Source organism: uncultured Jatrophihabitans sp., from assembly GCF_964246335.1.
Classification (GTDB): Bacteria; Actinomycetota; Actinomycetes; order Mycobacteriales; family Jatrophihabitantaceae; genus Jatrophihabitans.
This window is the reverse complement of the sequence record NZ_CAXTQF010000011.1, coordinates 24,344-43,821: the sequence shown is the minus strand read 5'-3', so window position 1 is coordinate 43,821 and position 19,478 is coordinate 24,344. Positions and strand designations below refer to the sequence as shown.

Here is a 19,478-nt window from a genome sequence, read left to right as displayed (position 1 = left end):
GCACTGCCGCGTAAAGTGCGTTCATGATCGCGTTGACGCGGGCCGAAGCCGAGCAGCGCGCGGCGGCCGTCGACGTCGCCGGTTACCGCATCGAGCTCGACCTCACCGGTGACGGCGACCAATTCACGTCCACGACCACGATCACGTTCACCGCACACGAGCCGCAGACGTTCGTCGAAGTGGTGTGCACCGAGCTGATCGAGGCGACGCTCGACGGCCAGCCGCTCGCCGCCGACCCGTACGCCGACGGGCGCTTGGCGTTGACCGGGCTGGGCGGCACGCACGAACTGGTCGTGCGCGCCCGGATGGACTACTCGCACGACGGCGAGGGGCTGCACAAGTTCACCGACCCGGCCGACGGGAACGTCTACCTCTGTGCGACGTCGTCGGTCGACAACGCCAAGCGCTGGTTCGCCTGCTTCGACCAACCGGATCTGAAGGCGCGCTTCGAGCTGCGCGTGCGGTGTCCCGAGGAGTGGACCGTGGTGGGTAACGGCGCGGCGACGCGCACCGGCCCGGGCGTGTGGCAGCTCGCCGAGACCGCGCCCATCGCGACGTACCTCGTGACGCTCGTCGCCGGCCGGTACCACTCGGTCCTCGGCGAGCACGACGGCATCCCGCTGGGCCTGCACGTGCGGGCGGCCCTCGCCGACGACCTCGACCGGGACGCACCGGATCTGCTCGAGCTCACCGGCCGCTCGTTGGACGCTTTCCACGACCTGTTCGAGGTGCGGTACCCGTTCGGCGAGTACCACCAGGCGTTCGTGCCCGAGTTCAACTGGGGCGCGATGGAGAACCCCGGCTGCGTGACCTTCCGCGATCAGATGATCTTCCACTCGAAACCGACCGAGGGGGAGTTGGTGCAGCGCGCCACCACCGTCGTGCACGAGATGGCGCACATGTGGTTCGGCGACCTCGTAACCATGCGCTGGTGGGACGACCTCTGGCTCAACGAGTCGTTCGCCGAGTACCTCGCGCACCGGGTGACAACGCTGATCAGCGACATGCCCGCATGGGCGGACTTCTCCGCGGCCCGTAAGGGCTGGGGTTACGCAGCCGACCGGCGGGCGTCGACACACCCCGTCGCCGGCAACGGCGCGGCCGACGCACGCTCTGCGTTGGAGGACTTCGACGGCATCTCCTACGCCAAGGGCGCAAGCGTGCTGCGTCAGCTCTCCGCGTATCTGGGCGACGACATGTTCCTCGCCGGGCTGCGCGAGCACGTGCGCACCAACGCCTACGGCAACGCGACTTTCGCGGATCTGCTGTCCGCATGGGCGTCGCAGGCCGGTGCGGGCACCCCGACCGGCGACGATCTCGAACGCTGGGCCCACAACTGGCTGCGCAGCGCCGGCGTCGACATCGTGTCCGTGACGGCGTCGGACGACGCGCACGGTTTCGACCTGCGCCGCGCCGCGCCGCTGTTCGGACCACCGGCGGACCGCCCGCACGCGCTGTCCGTCCGTGTCCTCCCCGACGGGTCCACACGCGATGTGCTCCTGGAGACGGACCAGCTCGCGCTGGAGCTGGCCGACGTCGCCGCGCACCAGATCGTCGTGCCCAATGCCGGTGACGAGTCGTGGGCGACCGTCCGGCTGGTCGACGCGCAATGGGCACTGGTGCCCGACGTGCTCGCGCAGACCCGCGACGACACGGTGCGCGTCGTGCTGTGGAACGCCCTGCGCACCGCGCTCGCCGACGGGCTCGTCGCGCCCGACCTCGCCGTGCGCGCGGTGATCGCGGGCATGCCGTACGAGAGCGATGTGGTGATCGGCCGCGTGCTGCGGTGGGTCACCGACGCGCTGCCGCGGTTCGTCGCGCCCGGCGTGAAGCGCGACGAGCTGACCACGTCGCTCGCGGCGGCGGTGCGTACCGGTCTCGAGGTGGCCCCGGCCGCGAGCAGCGCGCAGCTGACCGCGGCGCGCGCGTGGATCGCGCTGACCGCCGACGCCGAACAGCTGCGCGGCTGGACGGCGGACGCACGGCCGGTCGACGGACTGCACGTCGACGACGAGCTGCGCTGGCTGGCACTCGAACGCCGCGCGGCCCTCGGTGACCTCTCCGACGAGCAGATCGACGCCGCCTACGACGCCGACCATTCCGCGTCCGCCCTGGTGCACGCGACGCGCTGCCGCGCGCTTCGGCCGGACGCCGCAGCAAAGGCGCAGGCGTGGGATGCGCTCATCGACCCGGACACCGCGTTGTCGCAGTACCAGTTGATCGCGCTCGCCGACGGCATCTCGGTGCCCGGTCAGGAAAAGCTGGCACAGCCCTACGCGCAGCGATGGTTCACCGACATGCCGGCCACGGCGCGGTTCCGCTCCGGCTGGGCGCTGACCGGCATCGCCGGGCCGAGCTTCCCGAGCCTGGCCGTCGAGCAGGACACGCTCACCGCCGCGGAGGAGTTCGTCGCCCGTTCAGATCAGCCGTCGGCACTACGCCGCATCGCGTCCGACGAGGCGGACGAGATGCGCCGCGCGATCGCGGTGCGCGGCCTGCTCGGCTGACGCTCGCTCAGCCGGTGGGACGCAGGCCGGCCGCCGCCTCGGCCGCCTCGGCCTCGGCGTTCCACGCGGCCTTGCCCGCACGCCAGCCCTCGTCGTCGCTGCCCAGCCGCCAGTAACCGGAGATGGAGATCTGCGCGGCCGGTAGCTGGTGCTCGACGCGCAGCCAGTGGCGCAGTCGTTTGACGAAGCCGGCCTCGCCGTGGACGAAGGCGTGCGTGCCCGGGTCGACCCGGCGGTCGAGGACGGCTGCGAGCAGCGCGTCGCCGACCTTCGCGCCGTCGCGGTGCACCCAGGTGACGTGCCGCGACAGGGCGATCTCGTCGCCGGCGCCGTCGACCTCGACGAACGCGTCCACCGCGGCGTCCGGGTCGAGCCGGTCGAGGATGGCGGCGATGGCGGGCAGCGCGCTCTCGTCGCCGATCAGCAGGTGGTGCGGCGTGTCGGCCGCGGGGGAGTACGCGCCGCCCGGGCCCTGCAGATGCACGACGTCGCCCATTCGCGCACCGGCCGCCCAGGGGCCGGCCACGCCGTCGTCGCCGTGCACCACGAAGTCCAGCGTGAGCTCGGCGCGCTCGGCGTCCCACTTGCGCACCGTGTAGCTGCGCATCCGCGGCCACTGCTGCGCGGGGAAGGTGGCGCGCACGGTGTCCAGGTCGAGCGGCTCGGGGTAGCGCACCCCGGGGTGCAGGAACAGCACCTTGACGTAGGAATCGGCGTGCACGGGCGCGAAACCGTCGCGCAGTCCGTCGCCGCCGAGCACGATCCGGCGCAGGTGCGGCGTCAGCCATTCGGTCTGCACGACCTGCGTGCGGCGCGGCGCGGGACGCCGGCGCTGTTCGGGCGCCATCTCAGTACCTCCGACTTAGGGTTGCCTAACTTTAGCGCTTACGGTTGGCAGATGGCAGTCCGCGGGCTTGACTAACCATGTGGCAGCCGTCACCACCGAGTCCGCCGCCGAACGTGCGCGGCGTCGCGCCCACGCGGCGTTCCTGAGCGACGGCGGCGCCACAGTGGCCGATTCCGTGCGTCCGGTCGTGGCGGACTCATGGCTGCGCTCGTCCGCGGCCGGCGTCGACCCGGACGCGCAGCTGGCGCCGGTGGTGCTCGACCCCGCCGATCTGGACGACTACCGCTCCGCGCACCCGCTGTCGCAGGTGTTCCCGCTGCTCTACGACGTGCTCGGTCGCGCGGCCGTCGACTGCGAGTGCGTGATGGCCGTCGGCGACGCCGAGGGCAAGCTGCTGTGGGTCTGCGGCGCCCCGGGCGTGTTGCGCCGCGCCGAGTCGATCAACTTCGTCGAGGGCGCGGCATGGGACGAGGTGCACGCCGGCACCAACGCGCCGGGCACAGCGCTGCATCTCGATTCGCCCGTGCAGATCGCCAGCAGCGAGCACTTCAACCGGCTGGTGCAGAAGTGGAGTTGTGCCGCCGTCCCCATCCACGATCCCGAGACGCATGCGGTGCTCGGGCTGGTCGACATCACCGGCGGCGCGGACGTCGCCGGCCCGCAGACGATGGGCATGGTGCGCGCCGCGGCGCGGATGGCCGAGTCGGAGCTTGCCCGGATCGGGCTCGAGCGCGGACTGCTGCACTCGCCGCGGCTGTGGTCGCCACCTGGCGCCGCCGCGGCCGAGCGCACGTTGCGACTGCGCGGCCTCGGCCTGCCCGACTGCATCGCCGAGATCGGCGGCCGCAGCCACCGGCTCAGCCCGCGGCACAGCGACATCCTGACGGTGCTCGTCGACCAACCGGACGGTCTCAGTGCCGAACAGCTCGAGATCGAGGTGTACGCCGCCGACGTGCACTCGTCGACGATGCGCTCGGAGATGACCCGGCTGCGCAACCTGCTCGGTGCGGGCGTGCTGCAGTCGCGGCCGTACCGCATCGTGGTGCAGACCGAGTGCGACTGGTCGGCGGTCGCCGCGCAGCTGGCGGCCGGCCGGGTGCGCGACGCCCTGCGTCTGTACAAGGGGCCGCTGCTGCCGCAGTCGTCGTCGCCGGGCGTCGAACAGCGCCGCGACGCGCTGCAGAACCAGGTGCGCGCCGCGGTGCTGGCCAGCGGCGAGGCCGACCTCATGGTCGCGTGGACGCGGTCGCGGTGGGGTGCGCAGGATCTGCCGATGTGGCAGCAGCAGTCGCGCACGCTGCCGTCGACGTCCCCGCTGCAGCCCGTCGCGGTGGCCGAGGCGCGTCGGCTCGAGGCGCTGTTCGGGCGCTCGCACAGCTGATGCCGCACCGTTGCAGCGTCGTTGCAACGTTGCGCTGCTTACGGTGACGGCATAGCGGCCCGATGGCCGGCGTCACACCTCGGAGGTTCACCGCATGCCTGTCTTCGCAATGCCCGGAACGGCGGACAGCCCCGTCAAGATCGAGAGCCGCTACGACAACTACGTCGGTGGCCAGTGGGTGCCCCCGGCCAAGGGGGAGTATTTCGAGAACATCACCCCCGTCACCGGCAAGCCCTTCACCGAGGTGGCCCGCGGCACCGCGGAGGACATCGAGAAGGCGCTCGACGCCGCGCACGGCGCGAAGCGTGCCTGGGGTGCGACGCCGGCCGCCGAGCGGGCGCTCGTCCTGAACAAGATCGCCGACCGCATCGAGGAGAACCTCGAGATGCTCGCGATCGCCGAGTGCTGGGAGAACGGCAAGCCCATCCGCGAGACGATGGCCGCCGACCTGCCGCTCGCCGTCGATCACTGGCGTTACTTCGCCGGCGCGATCCGCGCGCAGGAGGGCGGCATCTCCGAGGTCGACGGCGACACCGTCGCGTACCACATCCACGAGCCGCTCGGCGTCGTCGGCCAGATCATCCCGTGGAACTTCCCGCTGCTGATGGCGACGTGGAAGCTCGCGCCGGCGCTGGCGGCCGGCAACTGCGTGGTGCTCAAGCCGGCCGAGCAGACGCCGTGGTCGATCCTCAAGCTCATGGAGGTCATCGGCGACCTGCTGCCCGACGGCGTGCTCAACGTCGTCAACGGCTTCGGCTCGGAGGCGGGCAAGCCGCTCGCGTCGTCCAGCCGCATCGCGAAGATCGCCTTCACCGGGGAGACGACCACCGGTCGGCTGATCATGCAGTACGCGTCGCAGAACCTGATCCCGGTGACGCTCGAGCTCGGCGGCAAGAGCCCGAACATCTTCTTTGCAGACGTCGCGCGGGAGAAGGACGCGTTCTACGACAAGGCGCTCGAGGGCTTCACGATGTTCGCGCTCAACCAGGGCGAGGTCTGCACCTGCCCGTCGCGTGCGCTCGTGCAGGCGTCGATCTACGACCAGTTCGTCGGTGACGCGCTGGAGCGGGTCAAGGCCGTCAAGCAGGGCAACCCGCTCGACACCGACACGATGATCGGCGCGCAGGCGTCCAACGACCAGCTCGAGAAGATCTTGTCCTACCTCGACATCGGCAGGCAGGAGGGCGCCAAGGTGCTCACCGGCGGCAACCGCGCGCACCTCGACGGTGACCTCGCGGAGGGCTACTACGTCGAGCCGACGGTGTTCGAGGGGCACAACGGCATGCGGATCTTCCAGGAGGAGATCTTCGGCCCGGTGCTCTCGCTGACCAAGTTCGACGACGAGGACGACGCCCTGAAGATCGCCAACGACACGCTGTACGGCCTCGGCGCGGGCGTGTGGTCGCGCGACGGGTCGCAGGCATACCGGGCGGGGCGCGCCATCCAGGCGGGCCGGGTCTGGACGAACTGCTACCACCAGTACCCGGCGCACGCGGCGTTCGGCGGCTACAAGCAGTCCGGCGTCGGGCGGGAGAACCACAAGATGATGCTCGACCACTACCAGAACACGAAGAACCTACTGGTGTCCTACTCACCGGACAAGCTCGGCTTCTTCTAAACCGGGTATGTGACGCGGCCCGTCGGCGGGGGACACTCCTGTCGACGGGCCGCTGACACGAGGAGGCAGCCATCAGCACATCGGACATCACCGCCGACACCACATCGCCCTCGACGGCGCCGGAGAACACGCATTCGCGCGTCGGCGTCACTGACACAGCGGCCGAGCTGCTGCGCGACCTGACCAAGCGGCACGGCCCGCTGATGTTCCACCAGTCCGGTGGCTGTTGTGACGGGTCGTCGCCGATGTGCTTCGAGGACGGCGACTTCATCACCAGCGACGCCGACGTGCATCTCGGCGATCTCGACGTCGGACTGGACCGCGGCATTCCGATGTGGATGTCGGTGAGCCAGTTCGAGTACTGGAAGCACACGCACATCACGGTGGACGTCGTGAAGGGGCGCGGCGCCGGCTTCTCGGTCGAGGCGCCGGACGGCGTGCGGTTCCTCATCCGCTCACGGCTGCTGACCGACGACGAGCTCGCGGCGTTCGACCTCGTCTGACCTCTGGCTAGCGCCGAACGGCGCAGAAGACGTTGTCGTGGATCGTCACCGTGCGCCCGTCCTCGGGGTGCGGCACGGTGCGTGGCGCGGCGGTGTCGATCAGCACGTCCCACTCGTCCGCGACGAGCGCTGCGCGGATCTCCGCGCCGGTGAAGAACAGCTCGGGCGCGTTCGGCCGCGGCACCACCTGGAGGTCGCTGACGTGATGCCCGACGATCAGCAGCGTGCCGCCGCGGGCCGTCGCGGTGGCCAGGGACGCGATGACCGCCGTCCGAACGTCCGGCGGTAGGTGCAGGTACTGCGAGGACACGAGGTCGTAGCGTGCGTCGCCGAGGTCGCGTTCGGTCATCAGGTCGACGCGGCGGAAGGTGACGCGGTCGCCCTGTGCCCCGGCGTGCTCACGTGCCCGGTTCAGCGCGACCTCGGACACGTCGATCGCGTCCACCTGCCAGCCGCGCTGCGCGAGCCAGACCGCGTCCGCGCCCTCGCCGCAGCCGACGTCCAACGCGCGGCCGGGCCGCAGATCTTCGGCCTGCGCGACCAGATGCGGGTTCGGGTTGCCGCTCCAGATGTGCGCGTGCTGGCGGTACCGCTCGTCCCAGAAGGCTTGGTCGTACCCGACGCTCATGCCGGCACGCCAGCCCGGGCGACGGCCCGATCGAAGTCCTCGGTGACCAGGTCGGCGTTGATCATGGCGCCCGCGGCCGACCCCTCCGACGCCGCACTGATGACCTGCGCCATCAGGTTGGACACATTGCCGGCGGCGTAGACCCCGGGCACGGACGTGCGCTGCATCGGGTCGACGACGACATGCCGGCCGACGCCCATCTCGTGCTCGCGGACCTCGACGCCGAGGCTCGTGAGCACGGCCGAGTTCGCGACGAATCGTGGTGCGACCACCACGGCGTCCGCATCGACGACCGTGCCGTCCGTCAGCCGTAGGCCGACGAGACGGTCGCTGTCAACGACGAGGGTCTCGACCGGGCTGTCGGTGATCCGGACGTCGCGGGCGGCGAGTCGCGTGCGCTGCTCGTCGTCGAGCGGCGCGTTGTGCAGGCACAGAGTCACGCGGTCCGTGAGCTGCCGGAACAGCGAGGCACCGTGCGCGGCCATCGGGCCGGTGCCGATGATCGCGATCTGCTGGTCGCGGACCTCCCAGCCGTGGCAGTAGGGGCAGTGCAGGACGTCGTGACCCCACCGCTCGGTCAGCCCGGGGATGTCGGGCAGTTCGTCGCGTAGTCCGGTGGTGATCAGCAGGCGGCGGCCCGCCAGGCGGCGGCCGTCGTCGAGCTCGACGGCGAAGCCGTCCCCGTCGCGGCTGGCGTCGGTGGCCTCGGCCTCGATGAGCGTGCCGCCGTACCCGGTGAACTCGCGCCGGCCGACGGCGAGCAGCTCTGCGGGTGGTGTGCCCTCGCGGGTGAGGAAGTTGTGCACGCCGTCCGCGGGCGCGTTGCGTGGGTGGCCTGCATCGATCACCGCGACCGACCGGCGCGAGCGGGCGAGGATGACGCCGGCGGCGAGGCCGGCGGAGCCGCCGCCGATCACGATGACGTCGTAATTCGTCGTAGCCATGCCGGCAGCATGCGCACGGCCCGCGCGATCTGGCAAGGTTTGTTGCTGGTGTAGCAAACTAGGCGGATGGCCGAACAGCTCGACGACGCGTTGGACTCCGTGGGCCCACGCCTGCGCACGCTGCGCCAGGAGCGTGCGGCCACGTTGGCCGAGCTCGCCGGTGCCACCGGCATCTCGGTCAGCACGCTGTCCCGGCTCGAGTCGGGGCAGCGTCGGCCGACCCTGGAGTTGTTGTTGCCGCTCGCGCGCGTCTACGGCGTGACGCTGGACGAGCTGGTCGACGCGCCGGAGACGGGTGACCCGCGCGTCCACCTGCGGCCGGTGAAGCGGCACGGCATGACGCACGTGCCGCTGACCCGCCGTGCCGGTGGCTTGCAGGCGTTCAAGCTGGTGTTGCCGGGCTGGCGTCGGCAGCCGGTGCCCGACCAGCGCACGCACGAGGGCTACGACTGGCTCTACGTGCTCGACGGGCAGCTGCGGCTGGTGCTCGGCGCGACGGAGCACCGACTCGGCGCCGGCGAGGCCGCAGAGTTCGACACCCGCGTGCCGCACTGGTTCGGCAGCGCGGACGGCCGGCCGGTCGAGTTGTTGAGCCTGTTCGGCCGCCAGGGCGAGCGCGCGCACCTGCGGGCGCGGGCCTGAGTGTCGCCGCTGCCTGCCTTGCGGCGACGCCGGTCGGGTGCACGATAGGCGGATGACTCAGCGCGTCGCCGTCGTCACGGATTCCACGGCCTGCCTGCCGGACGAACTCGTCGAGCGACACGGCATCACGGTCGTGCCGTTGCGCGTGACGATCGGCTCGCGCACGGCGATCGACGGCGTGGACGTGTCGGCCACCGACGTCGCGCGCGCGTTGCGGGCCGGGACGTCGGTGTCGACCTCGCGCCCGACCCCGGCGCAGTTCGCCGCGCAGTACCGCTATCTGCTGGAGACCGGCGCCGAGCGGATCGTGTCGGTGCACCTGTCGGCGTCGCTGTCGGGCACCTGGGAGTCTGCGGTGCTCGCCGCGCAGGACTTCGGCCACGGCGTGGTGCGCGTCGTCGATTCGCGGGCGACCGCCATGGCGCTCGGCTATGCGGTGCTCGACGCCGCCGAGCGCGCTGCCGACGGCGCGTCCGCGGCGGGGGTGCAGGGTGCGGCCACCGGCACCGTCGACGCCACCCGCACGCTCTTCTACGTCGACACGCTCGAGCACCTGCGCCGCGGTGGACGCATCGGCTCGGCGGCCGCGCTGTTCGCGACGACGCTGTCGGTCAAGCCGCTGCTGCATCTGGTCGAGGGGCAGATCGTGCCGCTGGAGAAGGTGCGCACCAGCTCGCGCGCGCTGGCCCGGCTCCTGGAGCTGACGGTCCAGGCCGCCGGGTCGCACAAGGTGGATCTTGCGGTGCACCACGTCGATGCGACGGAACGGGCGCACGGGTTGGCGATACAGCTGCGGGCGGCCGTGCCGGGTCTGCGCACGTGTCGCGTGAGCGAGCTCGGCCCCGTGGTCGGTGCGCATCTCGGGCCGGGCGCGCTCGGCACCGTGATCGTGCGCCGCTGAGTGTCACTGGGCTCGCACAGTAGCCCGCCGCAGGCGTCGTCCGGCCCGCTACTGGGCTGCCGTCGAATAGATGATCACGACGTTGTGGTCGCCGCCGGCACTGTCGGGGACCCAGCCGTACGCGGCCGTCACGTGCTCACCGACATGCAGTGTGCGGCCGGGGTTCGTCAGAAAGCCCGAGCAGTAGCGGTGGCCGCTGTCGGAGGTGACGCAACCGGCGTTGTCGTTGTCGCTGACCACGCTGATCTTGCCGGAGAATGTCGAGACAACCCGAAGGTCTTTGGCGGGGTGGGTGACGGCGTGCAGGCCGTAGCCGATCCAGCCGGCAACGAACAGGGCCACGAGGGCGGCGCCCGCGATCAGGAGGACGCGTTGAGTCGAGTCGGTATTGGGCTGGTGGGCGGTGGCCATTCGTTGATGATGGCGCACAGCTGGTTCGTTGCCTAGACATGCGGTTTTCGCTGTGCGGGTGCGTTAGCACGTCGGTCCGACGAACCGCGCTTCGTCCTCCACAGCGCTGGTAGCCGTCCACAATCTCGCTTTCTCGAGCCCGGCGGGCAGCTCGAGTTCCTAGCGTTCGGCGGGTGCGAACAGAGTCCGATCGCGTGGCGGCGCGGGTCCGCGCCCTGCTGGGTGACGACCGTGCCACTCCGGTGGCGGAACGACCGCGGCTGCCAGACGATGTCGGGGTCGCCGCCCGTGCGGTGACGGGGCAGCCGACGCCGTTGCAGCGGCTCGCCGCGCGCTTCCCGGTGCGTCTCGACCCTGGCCGGCGCACGGCCGCGCTGGTGGGCGTCGCAGTGCTGATCGTCGCGGCCGTCACCGGCGCGTGGGTGCTCACCGACCGTCCGCAGGCCATGGCCGTCGGCGCGGCGCCGACGGCGAAGGTGCCCGGCAGCGCGCCGGACAGCGGAGCGGCATCCAGCGCGACGACAACCTCGACGGGCGCGTCGGGGGTGCCGGCGTCGGCCGCTCCTGCTGCTACGGCAACCTCGTCGAGCGCGACCGTCGTCGTGGACGTCGCCGGCAAGGTGCGCCGCCCGGGTGTCTACCGGCTGCCCAGTGGATCGCGGATCGACGACGCGCTGCACGCGGCGGGTGGCGCATTGCCCGGCGTGGGTCTCAACAGCCTCAACCTCGCTGCGACGGTCAGTGACGGGCAGCAGATCGCGGTCGGGATAACTGCCGCACCGGCCGCCGCGCAACCGGTTGCAAGTGGCGGTGCAGCGGTCGCCGCAGGTGCTGACGGGTCGGCCAGTGCCGGTGCCCCGGTCGACATCAACACAGCGTCGCTCGAACAGTTGCAGACGCTGCCGGGCGTCGGTCCGGTGCTCGCTCAGCACATCCTCGACTGGCGCACCGCGCACCGGTCGTTCGCTTCGGTGGACCAGCTCGACGACGTGCCCGGCATCGGCCCGGTCAAGTTCCAGGCCCTGAAACCGGTCGTCACGGTATGACCGCGGCGCTTGCGCACGCTCGGCCCGGCGTCGACCGGGAACCGCTCGATGCTCGCCTCGCCGTCGGCGCGGCGCTGGCATGGCTGGCGGTTCTCGGTTGCTCGTCGCTGTCCGCGGTCGCCACCACGTGGCTCGGCGCCGGGTGCGGTGTCGTCGGGTTCGTCGTCGTGTGCGGCGCGCGTCGCCGGCGCGCTGCCGCGGCGCTCGGCCTGGCGCTGTTCTGCACCGCACTCACGTTGTTGCCGCTCGCCGCCCGGGTCGCCCTCGCCGACGCGTCGCCGTTGCATCTGCTCGCCCGCCGGGGCGTCCCGGTCGAGCTCGAGGCGCAGCTCACCGCTGACCCGCGCACGCTCGCCACGAAAGGACCGGCGGGCATGACCCGCGTTCTCGTCGAAACCGAGGCGCGTCGCGTGCAGACGGACGGCAGATCGGCTGGCGTCGACGGCCAAGTGATCGTCATGGGCGACGTCACCGGATGGGCGAACCTACTGCCCGGCCAGGTGGTGCGGGTCTCCGGACAGCTTGCCGAGGATGCCGACGGCAATCCGCTGTCGAGCACGTTGTTCGCGCGCGGACCGCCACGCCCGATCGGCCGGCCGCCGTGGTGGCAACGCACAGCGGGCGTGATCCGCGCCGGGCTGCGCAGCTCGGCACGGGGGTTGCCCGACCAAGAGCGTGGTCTGCTCCCCGGCCTCGTCGACGGCGACACCACCGGCCTCGATCCCGTGCTCGCGCAGCAGTTCAAGCTGGCCGGCCTCACGCACCTGGTGGCGGTCAGCGGCACCAATTGCTCGATTGTGATCGGCACGCTGCTGCTGGTGCTGCGCCGCGTACGGGCCCGGCCGTGGGTGTGCGTGCTCGTCGGCGCGGCTGCGCTGATGATGTTCGTGGTCGTCGCGCGGCCGTCGCCCAGCGTCCTGCGCGCAGCGTTCATGAGCGCCATCGCATTGGGCGCGATGCTCACCGGGCGCCCGCGCGCTGCCCTGCCCGGGCTTGCCGGAGTGACGCTCGCGTTGCTCGTGTGGGATCCCACGCTGGCGTCGAGTGCGTCGTTCGCCATGTCGGTGCTGGCCACGCTCGCGCTGATCGTCGTCGCTCCCGGATGGGCGCGGGCGCTGCGGAAGCGTCGCGTGCCCATCGGGCTGGCCGAAGCGATCGCGGTGGCGGCAGCTGCCCACGTGGTCACCGCACCAGTCGTCGCGGCCATCTCCGGGCGGGTCAGCCTGGTCGCGATTCCGGCCAATGTCCTGGCCGAGCCGGTGGTGGCCGTGACCACGATCCTCGGCTTCGCGGCAGCGCTCGCCGCTCCCGTGTGGTCCGGCCTGGCCGGCGTCCTGGCGTGGACGGCGGGCTGGCCGTGCCGCTGGCTCGTGGGAGTGGCGGACTTCTTCGGCGGGTTGCACGGGGCCACGCTCGGCTGGCCGCAGGGCACCGCCGGTGGGCTGTTGTTGCTGGCACTGCTGACCGTCCTCGCGGTCGTCGCGTTGCGCTCGAGCATCCGCCGAGTGCTGGCCGCGGTGGCGGTGACCCTGCTGGTCGTGGTGTTGCCGGTGCGCTCGGCAACGTCGGGTTGGCCGGCTGCTGGGTGGGTGTTCACCGCGTGCGACGTGGGGCAGGGTGACGGCCTCGTGCTCAACGCCGGTGGCGGCGCGGCGGTGGAGATCGACGCGGGGCCGGATCCGGTGCTCATCGACCGGTGCCTGCACGATCTGCACGTCGACCGCCTCGCGCTGTTGATCTTCACGCACTACGACATGGACCATGTCGGCGGTGTTGCCGGAGCCGCTCGTGGTCGCCCGGTCGGCCAGGTGCTGACCGGACCGCTCGCCGAACCGCCCGGCGGCGTCGCGACGGTGCGGCGGGTTGCCGACCCGCGCCACCTCGTCCTGCGCACGCCCGCCGTCGGCACTACCGCGCGCATCGGCGACGTGACGCTGCAGGTACTCGGACCGCCGCCGGTGGCACATTGCGACCCGACCGACACCAACGACTCGTCGTTGATCGTGCGCGCGACAGTCCACGGCATCAGCATCCTGCTGACCGGCGATGCTGCGCCGCCCGAGCAGGCTGCGGTCCTCGCCTCCGGTGCGGACGTGCGTGCCGACGTGCTCAAGGTGCCGCACCACGGCTCTGCCTACTTCGACCCGGCGTTCCTTGCGGCAGCACATGCGCGCGTCGCCGTGGTCAGCGTCGGCCTGCACAACGACTACGGCCACCCGGCGCCGAGTCTGGTAGCTGACATCGCGCACCTCGGCATCCCGCTGCTACGTACCGACCACGACGGTGACATCGCGATCACCGCGAACGACGGTCGGCTGGGCGCAGTCGAGCGTGGCAAATCGGCCAGCGCTGTCGGTATGGGGGAGCGGGTGCCCAGCGGCGCGGCGACGCAGTCGGGACGACGCCCGCTGGCCGCTGGCGCCGTCGCCTCGTCGGCGGTGAGTGCGAGGATGTCGTCATGGCCGCGCGCACCGTCTCGGTGGACGATCTGCCGGACCCGCTGCCCGCGGTCGTCCTCGTCGTCGGCGACGAGGAATTGCTGGTCGAGCGGGCGATCAGCGCGGTCGCCGCCGCGGCGCGCGCCGCCGATCCGGGCCTCGAGGTCACCGAGCTGATCGGCGGACAGATCGAGGGCGCAGAGCTGCACGAGATTCTCGGGCCGTCGCTGTTCGGCGACGCCCGCGTGGTGGTTGTGCGCCTGGCGCAGGACATCCGCGTCGCCGCGGCGAAGGTGCTGAGCCCGTACCTGACCGCGCCGGCGGACGGCGTCACGCTCGTGCTGCACCACGTCGGCGGGGCCAAGGGCAAGGCGGTGCTCGAAAGCGCGCGCAAGGCCAAGGCGCTCGAGATCGGCGCGGCCAAGCTGACCCGCCCGGACGACCGCGCCGACTTCGTGCGGCACGAGATCCGGCGCAACGGCGGCCGCATCGCTCTCGACGCGGTGGCCGTGCTGCTCGACGCGGTGGGCAGTGATCTGCGCGAGCTCGCCGCGGTGTCCGCGCAGCTGGTCAGCGACTCCGGCGGCAACGTCGACATGGACGTCGTGCGCGCCTACCACCGTGGCCGGGCCGAGGTCAGTGGCTTCGCGGTGGCCGATCTCGCGGTCGTCGGCCGTGGGGGTCCGGCGCTGGAAGCACTGCGGTTCGCCCTCGCGGTCGGCGTGCCGCACGTCGTCATCGCCGACGCGCTGGCCGACGGCGTGCGCTCGGTAGCGCGGGTCGCGTCCGCCGGCCGCGGTGACCAGTACGCGCTGGCCAAGCGCTTCGGCATGCCGCCGTGGAAGGTCAAGCGGGCGAGCGCGCAGGCCCGGGGCTGGACCGAGCCCGGGCTGCGCCGTGCGCTGGGTGTCGTGGCCACGCTGAACGCCGACGTCAAGGGCGAGGCGGTCGACCCCGCCTACGCGCTCGAGCGTGCGGTGCGGCTCATCGGCGTCGCGCGCTCTGCCACCTGAGGGTTAAGCACCGACGCCGCGCGATCCCGGGCGGGATCACGCGGCGTGCGTGCAGCGTTGGTGCGACGGGTCGCGCAGCTGCGGGTTACAGCGCCTTGAGGCGCGCGGCCATCGCCGACTTCTTGTTGGCCGCCGAGTTGGCGTGGATGACGCCCTTGCTCGCGGCCTTGTCGAGCTGACGCGAGGCGGTGCGCAGCGCGGCGGTCGCTTCGTCGCGGTTGCCGGCGTCGGCGGCCTCGCGGAAGCTGCGGACCGCGGTCTTCAGCGAGGAGCGCACGCTCTTGTTGCGCAGGCGCGCGACCTCGTTGGTCCGGATCCGCTTGATCTGGGACTTGATGTTCGCCACGAAGAAAGCCTCGACGTTCTCGGATTGGGTGCTGACACGATTCCTTGTCGCGGCCGTCACCGGCCTGCGGACAACCACGCCAGGTTACCAGCGGCCCGTCGCGGCGCCCAAATCGCGGCCGCCGCGCGCAACCGCCGCCGGGGCTCAGCTGCCGCCGGGGCTCAGCTGCTGGCGGCGCGCACCGAGACCAGTTCGTACTTGGTGTACAGGTAGGTGCGGATGCCGTCCTCGCCGCTGACGACCTCGCTGATCGCGACATCCTGGCCCTCGTCGTCGCCGTAGATCATCGGCGCGTCGCCGTCGAAGTACACGCCGCCGTCGACGGGCGCGAGGTCGGTCAGCTGCACCACCACGTAGCGGCCGCCGAGGGTCGACACCAGCGAGCGGATCTCATCGCTCTTGGCGTCGGACTCCTGCTGGAAGACGCCGACCACCTCCTGCCAGTCGTCCTCGCCCGGCGTGGTGTTCACCAGGTCTCCGGCACGCAGGTCGGTCGCCGGCACGCGGAACTCGACGGCGGCACGGGAATCGACGGCACGGACATCACTGCGGGACTCGCTCATGGGCCTCATCCTGCCCGATCGGCACAACAGGAGCCGACAGTCGGTGGACACGGCGGGTAGTACGTCGGGTCGGGCGGTCCGGCCGGCTCAGCCAACGGTGCCGAACGGCAGCTGCGGCTGCGGGGGTCCGTGCGTCGGGTCGACGCCGTCGAACATGCTGCTGATCGACTCGCCGCCGTGGATGCGGCTGATCGCCTCGGCGAACAGCGGCGCCACCGAGCGCACCGTCAACTGCGGCCAGTCGGCGTCCGGCGGCGGCACGGTGTCGGTGGTGACGACCTCGCTGACCAGCGGGTGGTTCTGCAGCCGGGGCACCGCCTTGCCGGCGAACAGCCCGTGCGTGCACGCGATCGCGGCCTCCGGGCAGCCCTGCTCGCCCAGCCGCTCGAGCAGCTCGATGATCGAGCCGCCGGTGGCGATCTCGTCGTCGAGCACGATCGCACGCTTGCCGGCGACGTCGCCGACGATCGCGTCGATGACGACCCGGTCGTCGGCCATCCGTTGCTTCGAGCCGGCGGCGACGGGCAGCCCGAGCAGCCGGGCGAACTGCGTCGCCGTCTTGGCGTTGCCGAGGTCGGGGGAGACGACGACGGTGTCGGTGAGGTCGCGGCCGCGGAAGTGGTCGGCCAGCTCGCCGATCGCGGTGAGGTGGTCGACGGGCACCGAGAAGAAGCCGTGCACCTGCGGTGCGTGCAGCGTCATCGTCAGCACGCGGTCGGCGCCGGCCGTGGTCAACATGTCCGCGACCAGCCGGCCCGCGATCGAGATGCGCGATGCGTCCTTCTTGTCCGAGCGTGCGTAGGCGTAGTGCGGGATGACGGCGGTGACCTGGGCGGCGGATGCGCCGCGCGCCGCGTCGAGGATCAGCAGCAGCTCCATGAGGTGCTCCTGCGTCGGCTCGACGAGCGGCTGGACGACGTACACGTCGCGCTGCCGGCAGTTCTCGCCGATCTGCACCCACAGGCAGTCGTTGCTGAACCGCTTGATGTCGGTGGGCGAGAGCGGCACGCCGAGCGCGGCACACATCGCTTGAGCGAACGCCGGGTGCGCGCTGCCGCACAGCACCACGATGTCGGGCACGCGTGCAGGCTACCGTGCGATTGCGCGACCGGTCGGGCGACTCAGTTCGGTTCCGTCGCCGCGCTCGATGTCGCCCGGCCGGCCGCTGTCGCCTCGTCCGCGACGGTGAACCGCGCGCGGTGATGGGCGGGGTGCTCGATCTCGTCCAGCAGGGCCACGGCGTAGTCCGCGAACGAGATGCGATCGCCGGCCGGCGACTCCTCGCCCAGCACGTAGCGGCCGGTCCGCTCACCGGGCCCGATCTCCGGCGCCGGGGACAGGTAGGTCCAGTCGAGGTCATGGCCGGCGCCGCGCAGGAACTCCAACGCCGCGTAGCTCGCGCGCGACTCGTCCTGGTACTCGGCCGGGAAACCGTCGGTGTCGAAGAGCCGGACGTTCGGCGCGATGAACAGCGAACCGGCGCCGCCGACGATGATCAACCGCGTCGAACCGACCGCGCCGGCCATCGTGCGCACGACGCCCTCGAACGCAAACGGGTCCTCGCCGGGCGCGCGGCTCGGGCCGAGCGCTGACACCACGACGTCGTTCTCCCGGGCCGTCTCGGCCACGACATCGGGGTCCGCGGCATCGCCCGCACGCCACGCTGCGCCGTCCGGCACCACCTGCGCCTCGCGGCGGGAGAGCACCGTCACCTCGTGCCCGCGTTGTACCGCCTCGGCGACGACTGCCGAGCCGACGTTTCCGGTCCCGCCGAACACCGCGATGCGCATGCCGCCCACGGTAGTCACGAGCACGTGCGCACGCGTGCGACCATGAAGAGGTGACCACTGGCCGGACAGTTGGCCGGACGGATCCGGCGCGGATTCGCAACTTCTGCATCATCGCGCACATCGACCACGGCAAATCGACGCTCGCGGACCGGATGCTGCAGCTCACCGGCGTCGTCGACTCGCGGCAGATGCGCGCGCAGTACCTCGACCGCATGGACATCGAGCGCGAGCGCGGCATCACCATCAAGAGCCAGAACGTGCGGATGCCGTGGACGAGCCGCGAGACGGGCGTCGAGTACGTGCTCGACATGATCGACACCCCGGGGCACGTCGACTTCACCTACGAGGTGTCGCGCAGCCTCGCCGCCTGCGAGGGCGCGATCCTGCTCGTCGACGCGGCGCAGGGGATCGAGGCGCAGACGCTCGCCAACCTCTACCTGGCGCTCGAGAACGACCTGCACATCATCCCGGTGCTGAACAAGATCGACCTGCCGGCCGCGCAGCCGGACCTGTACGCGAACGAGCTGGCGCACATCATCGGCTGCGACCCGGACGAGGTGCTGCGGGTCAGCGCGAAGACCGGCCAGGGTGTCGACGAGCTGCTCGACCTCATCTGTCGCGACGTGCCGCCGCCGGTGGGCGACGCCGACGCGCCGGGCCGCGCGATGATCTTCGACTCGGTGTACGACATCTACCGCGGCGTGATCACCTACATCCGCGTCGTCGACGGGCAGTTCACCCCGCGCGAGCGGATCGTGATGATGTCCACCGGTGCCAGCCACGAGCTGCTCGAGATCGGTGTCATCTCGCCCGAGCCGAAGCCCACCGACGGGTTGAGCGTGGGTGAGGTCGGCTACCTGATCACCGGCGTTAAGGACGTCCGGCAGTCGCGTGTCGGCGACACGATCACCGACGCCGCCAAGCCGGCCGCGCAGTCGCTCGGCGGCTATCGCGACCCGAACCCGATGGTCTACTCGGGCCTCTATCCGCTCGACGGTTCGGACTACCCGTTGCTGCGCGACGCACTCGACAAGCTGCGGCTCAACGACGCCGCGCTGGTCTACGAGCCGGAGTCCAGCGCCGCCCTCGGCTTCGGCTTCCGCTGCGGCTTCCTCGGGCTGCTGCACTTGGAGATCACCCGCGACCGCCTCGAGCGCGAGTTCGATCTCGACCTGATCAGCACCGCGCCGAACGTCGTCTACCGCGTTTTTCTCGAGGACGGCACCGAATACGTCGTCACGAACCCGTCGGACTGGCCGAGCGGGAAGAAGATCGGCGAGACGCGCGAGCCCGTCGTCAAGGCGATGATCATCGCGCCGAGCGAGTACATCGGCGCAATCATGGAGCTGTGCCAGTCGCGGCGCGGCAGTCTCGACGGCATGGATTACCTGTCCGAGTCGCGCGTCGAGCTGCGGTACACGCTGCCGCTCGGCGAGATCATCTTCGACTTCTTCGACCAGCTGAAGTCGCGTACCCGCGGCTACGCGAGCCTCGACTACGAGCTCGCCGGCGAGCAGGCTGCGGACCTGGTCAAGGTCGACATCCTGCTGCAGGGCGAGGCCGTCGACGCGTTCTCGGCGATCGTGCACAAGGACAAGGCGTACGCCTACGGCACGTCGATGACGGAGAAGCTGCGCAAGCTGATCCCGCGCCAGCAGTTCGAGGTGCCGATCCAGGCGGCCATCGGCTCGCGGGTCATCGCGCGGGAGAACATCCGCGCGATCCGCAAGGACGTGCTGGCCAAGTGCTACGGCGGTGACATCACCCGGAAGCGCAAGCTGCTGGAGAAGCAGAAGGAGGGCAAGAAGCGGATGAAGACGATCGGTCGGGTCGAGGTGCCGCAGGAGGCCTTCATCGCCGCGTTGTCGACCGGGGACGTCGAACCCGCGAAGTCCTGATC

Annotated in this window: 18 protein-coding genes; 10 read left to right on the top strand and 8 right to left on the bottom strand. The window is 71.2% G+C overall.

Annotated features, from left to right (window positions below; all coding sequences use genetic code 11):
- Window positions 1–23 precede the first annotated feature (23 nt).
- Window positions 24–2,507 (top strand): aminopeptidase N, encoded by a 2,484-nt coding sequence (gene pepN, locus ACFFCN_RS05345; protein ID WP_375490101.1) that lies wholly within the window; start codon window positions 24–26, stop codon window positions 2,505–2,507.
- 7 nt (window positions 2,508–2,514) lie between these two features.
- Here pepN and ACFFCN_RS05340 read toward each other — a convergent pair whose 3' ends face one another.
- A complete protein-coding gene (locus ACFFCN_RS05340; protein ID WP_375490100.1) occupies window positions 2,515–3,354 on the bottom strand; it encodes a siderophore-interacting protein in 840 nt (279 codons plus the stop codon).
- 79 nt (window positions 3,355–3,433) lie between these two features.
- Here ACFFCN_RS05340 and ACFFCN_RS05335 point away from each other — a divergent pair, with 79 nt between their 5' ends.
- From ACFFCN_RS05335 to ACFFCN_RS05325, 3 genes are all read left to right on the top strand, one after another.
- Window positions 3,434–4,735, top strand: a complete 1,302-nt coding sequence (locus ACFFCN_RS05335) for a transcriptional regulator (RefSeq protein WP_375490099.1) — start codon at window positions 3,434–3,436, stop codon at window positions 4,733–4,735.
- 94 nt (window positions 4,736–4,829) lie between these two features.
- Complete coding sequence (adh, locus tag ACFFCN_RS05330; RefSeq protein WP_375490098.1) at window positions 4,830–6,353, top strand: aldehyde dehydrogenase; 1,524 nt, start codon at window positions 4,830–4,832, stop codon at window positions 6,351–6,353.
- An 86-nt stretch (window positions 6,354–6,439) separates the two neighbouring features.
- Window positions 6,440–6,856: a DUF779 domain-containing protein gene (locus ACFFCN_RS05325; RefSeq protein ID WP_375490123.1), complete on the top strand. Its 417-nt coding sequence runs from the start codon at window positions 6,440–6,442 to the stop codon at window positions 6,854–6,856.
- 7 nt (window positions 6,857–6,863) lie between these two features.
- Here ACFFCN_RS05325 and ACFFCN_RS05320 read toward each other — a convergent pair whose 3' ends face one another.
- On the bottom strand, window positions 6,864–7,484 hold the full coding sequence (locus ACFFCN_RS05320) for a class I SAM-dependent methyltransferase (RefSeq protein ID WP_375490097.1): 621 nt from the start codon (window positions 7,482–7,484) through the stop codon (window positions 6,864–6,866).
- Window positions 7,481–8,428: an NAD(P)/FAD-dependent oxidoreductase gene (locus tag ACFFCN_RS05315; RefSeq protein ID WP_375490096.1), complete on the bottom strand. Its 948-nt coding sequence runs from the start codon at window positions 8,426–8,428 to the stop codon at window positions 7,481–7,483. The genes ACFFCN_RS05320 and ACFFCN_RS05315 overlap by 4 nt, the downstream gene beginning before the upstream one ends.
- A 66-nt stretch (window positions 8,429–8,494) precedes the next feature.
- On the opposite strand from ACFFCN_RS05315, the gene ACFFCN_RS05310 reads away from it, so the two are divergent.
- Window positions 8,495–9,070, top strand: a complete 576-nt coding sequence (locus ACFFCN_RS05310) for a helix-turn-helix domain-containing protein (RefSeq protein ID WP_375490095.1) — start codon at window positions 8,495–8,497, stop codon at window positions 9,068–9,070.
- 52 nt (window positions 9,071–9,122) lie between these two features.
- Complete coding sequence (locus ACFFCN_RS05305; RefSeq protein ID WP_375490094.1) at window positions 9,123–9,971, top strand: DegV family protein; 849 nt, start codon at window positions 9,123–9,125, stop codon at window positions 9,969–9,971.
- 48 nt (window positions 9,972–10,019) lie between these two features.
- On the opposite strand, the gene ACFFCN_RS05300 is transcribed toward ACFFCN_RS05305, so the two are convergent.
- Window positions 10,020–10,382 (bottom strand): hypothetical protein, encoded by a 363-nt coding sequence (locus ACFFCN_RS05300; protein ID WP_375490093.1) that lies wholly within the window; start codon window positions 10,380–10,382, stop codon window positions 10,020–10,022.
- Between the two features lie 173 nt (window positions 10,383–10,555).
- Between ACFFCN_RS05300 and ACFFCN_RS05295 the strand changes: the two genes are divergently transcribed.
- From ACFFCN_RS05295 to holA, 3 genes are read left to right on the top strand one after another with little or no spacing between them, the layout of a single operon-like run.
- Window positions 10,556–11,428, top strand: coding sequence for a helix-hairpin-helix domain-containing protein (locus tag ACFFCN_RS05295; protein ID WP_375490092.1), 873 nt, complete (start codon window positions 10,556–10,558; stop codon window positions 11,426–11,428).
- Window positions 11,425–14,043: a ComEC/Rec2 family competence protein gene (locus ACFFCN_RS05290; RefSeq protein WP_375490091.1), complete on the top strand. Its 2,619-nt coding sequence runs from the start codon at window positions 11,425–11,427 to the stop codon at window positions 14,041–14,043. The genes ACFFCN_RS05295 and ACFFCN_RS05290 overlap by 4 nt, the downstream gene beginning before the upstream one ends.
- On the top strand, window positions 13,965–14,879 hold the full coding sequence (gene holA / locus ACFFCN_RS05285; RefSeq protein ID WP_375490122.1) for a DNA polymerase III subunit delta: 915 nt from the start codon (window positions 13,965–13,967) through the stop codon (window positions 14,877–14,879). The genes ACFFCN_RS05290 and holA overlap by 79 nt, the downstream gene beginning before the upstream one ends.
- Window positions 14,880–14,964: 85 nt before the next feature.
- Here holA and rpsT read toward each other — a convergent pair whose 3' ends face one another.
- The 4 genes from rpsT to ACFFCN_RS05265 all read right to left on the bottom strand — a co-directional run bounded on the left by rpsT (window position 14,965) and on the right by ACFFCN_RS05265 (window position 17,578).
- On the bottom strand, window positions 14,965–15,225 hold the full coding sequence (gene rpsT / locus ACFFCN_RS05280) for a 30S ribosomal protein S20 (RefSeq protein WP_375490090.1): 261 nt from the start codon (window positions 15,223–15,225) through the stop codon (window positions 14,965–14,967).
- 161 nt (window positions 15,226–15,386) lie between these two features.
- Window positions 15,387–15,788, bottom strand: a complete 402-nt coding sequence (locus ACFFCN_RS05275) for a hypothetical protein (RefSeq protein ID WP_375490089.1) — start codon at window positions 15,786–15,788, stop codon at window positions 15,387–15,389.
- Window positions 15,789–15,875: 87 nt separating this feature from the next.
- Window positions 15,876–16,868 (bottom strand): ribose-phosphate diphosphokinase, encoded by a 993-nt coding sequence (locus tag ACFFCN_RS05270; RefSeq protein ID WP_375490088.1) that lies wholly within the window; start codon window positions 16,866–16,868, stop codon window positions 15,876–15,878.
- Between the two features lie 41 nt (window positions 16,869–16,909).
- Complete coding sequence (locus tag ACFFCN_RS05265; protein ID WP_375490087.1) at window positions 16,910–17,578, bottom strand: NAD(P)-dependent oxidoreductase; 669 nt, start codon at window positions 17,576–17,578, stop codon at window positions 16,910–16,912.
- 50 nt (window positions 17,579–17,628) lie between these two features.
- Between ACFFCN_RS05265 and lepA the strand changes: the two genes are divergently transcribed.
- Window positions 17,629–19,476, top strand: coding sequence for a translation elongation factor 4 (gene lepA / locus ACFFCN_RS05260; protein WP_375490086.1), 1,848 nt, complete (start codon window positions 17,629–17,631; stop codon window positions 19,474–19,476).
- Window positions 19,477–19,478 lie beyond the last annotated feature (2 nt).

What these genes read in the sequence shown, in the direction of transcription:
- ACFFCN_RS05290 (WP_375490091.1), top strand. Translation starts at nt 11,425, where the DNA reads ATGACCGCGGCGCTTGCGCACGCTCGGCCCGGCGTCGACCGGGAACCG.
- ACFFCN_RS05315 (WP_375490096.1), bottom strand. Translation starts at nt 8,428, where the DNA reads ATGGCTACGACGAATTACGACGTCATCGTGATCGGCGGCGGCTCCGCC.
- ACFFCN_RS05300 (WP_375490093.1), bottom strand. Translation starts at nt 10,382, where the DNA reads ATGGCCACCGCCCACCAGCCCAATACCGACTCGACTCAACGCGTCCTC.
- ACFFCN_RS05320 (WP_375490097.1), bottom strand. Translation starts at nt 7,484, where the DNA reads ATGAGCGTCGGGTACGACCAAGCCTTCTGGGACGAGCGGTACCGCCAG.
- ACFFCN_RS05310 (WP_375490095.1), top strand. Translation starts at nt 8,495, where the DNA reads ATGGCCGAACAGCTCGACGACGCGTTGGACTCCGTGGGCCCACGCCTG.
- ACFFCN_RS05275 (WP_375490089.1), bottom strand. Translation starts at nt 15,788, where the DNA reads ATGAGCGAGTCCCGCAGTGATGTCCGTGCCGTCGATTCCCGTGCCGCC.
- ACFFCN_RS05305 (WP_375490094.1), top strand. Translation starts at nt 9,123, where the DNA reads ATGACTCAGCGCGTCGCCGTCGTCACGGATTCCACGGCCTGCCTGCCG.
- pepN (WP_375490101.1), top strand. Translation starts at nt 24, where the DNA reads ATGATCGCGTTGACGCGGGCCGAAGCCGAGCAGCGCGCGGCGGCCGTC.
- adh (WP_375490098.1), top strand. Translation starts at nt 4,830, where the DNA reads ATGCCTGTCTTCGCAATGCCCGGAACGGCGGACAGCCCCGTCAAGATC.
- ACFFCN_RS05265 (WP_375490087.1), bottom strand. Translation starts at nt 17,578, where the DNA reads ATGCGCATCGCGGTGTTCGGCGGGACCGGAAACGTCGGCTCGGCAGTC.
- ACFFCN_RS05340 (WP_375490100.1), bottom strand. Translation starts at nt 3,354, where the DNA reads ATGGCGCCCGAACAGCGCCGGCGTCCCGCGCCGCGCCGCACGCAGGTC.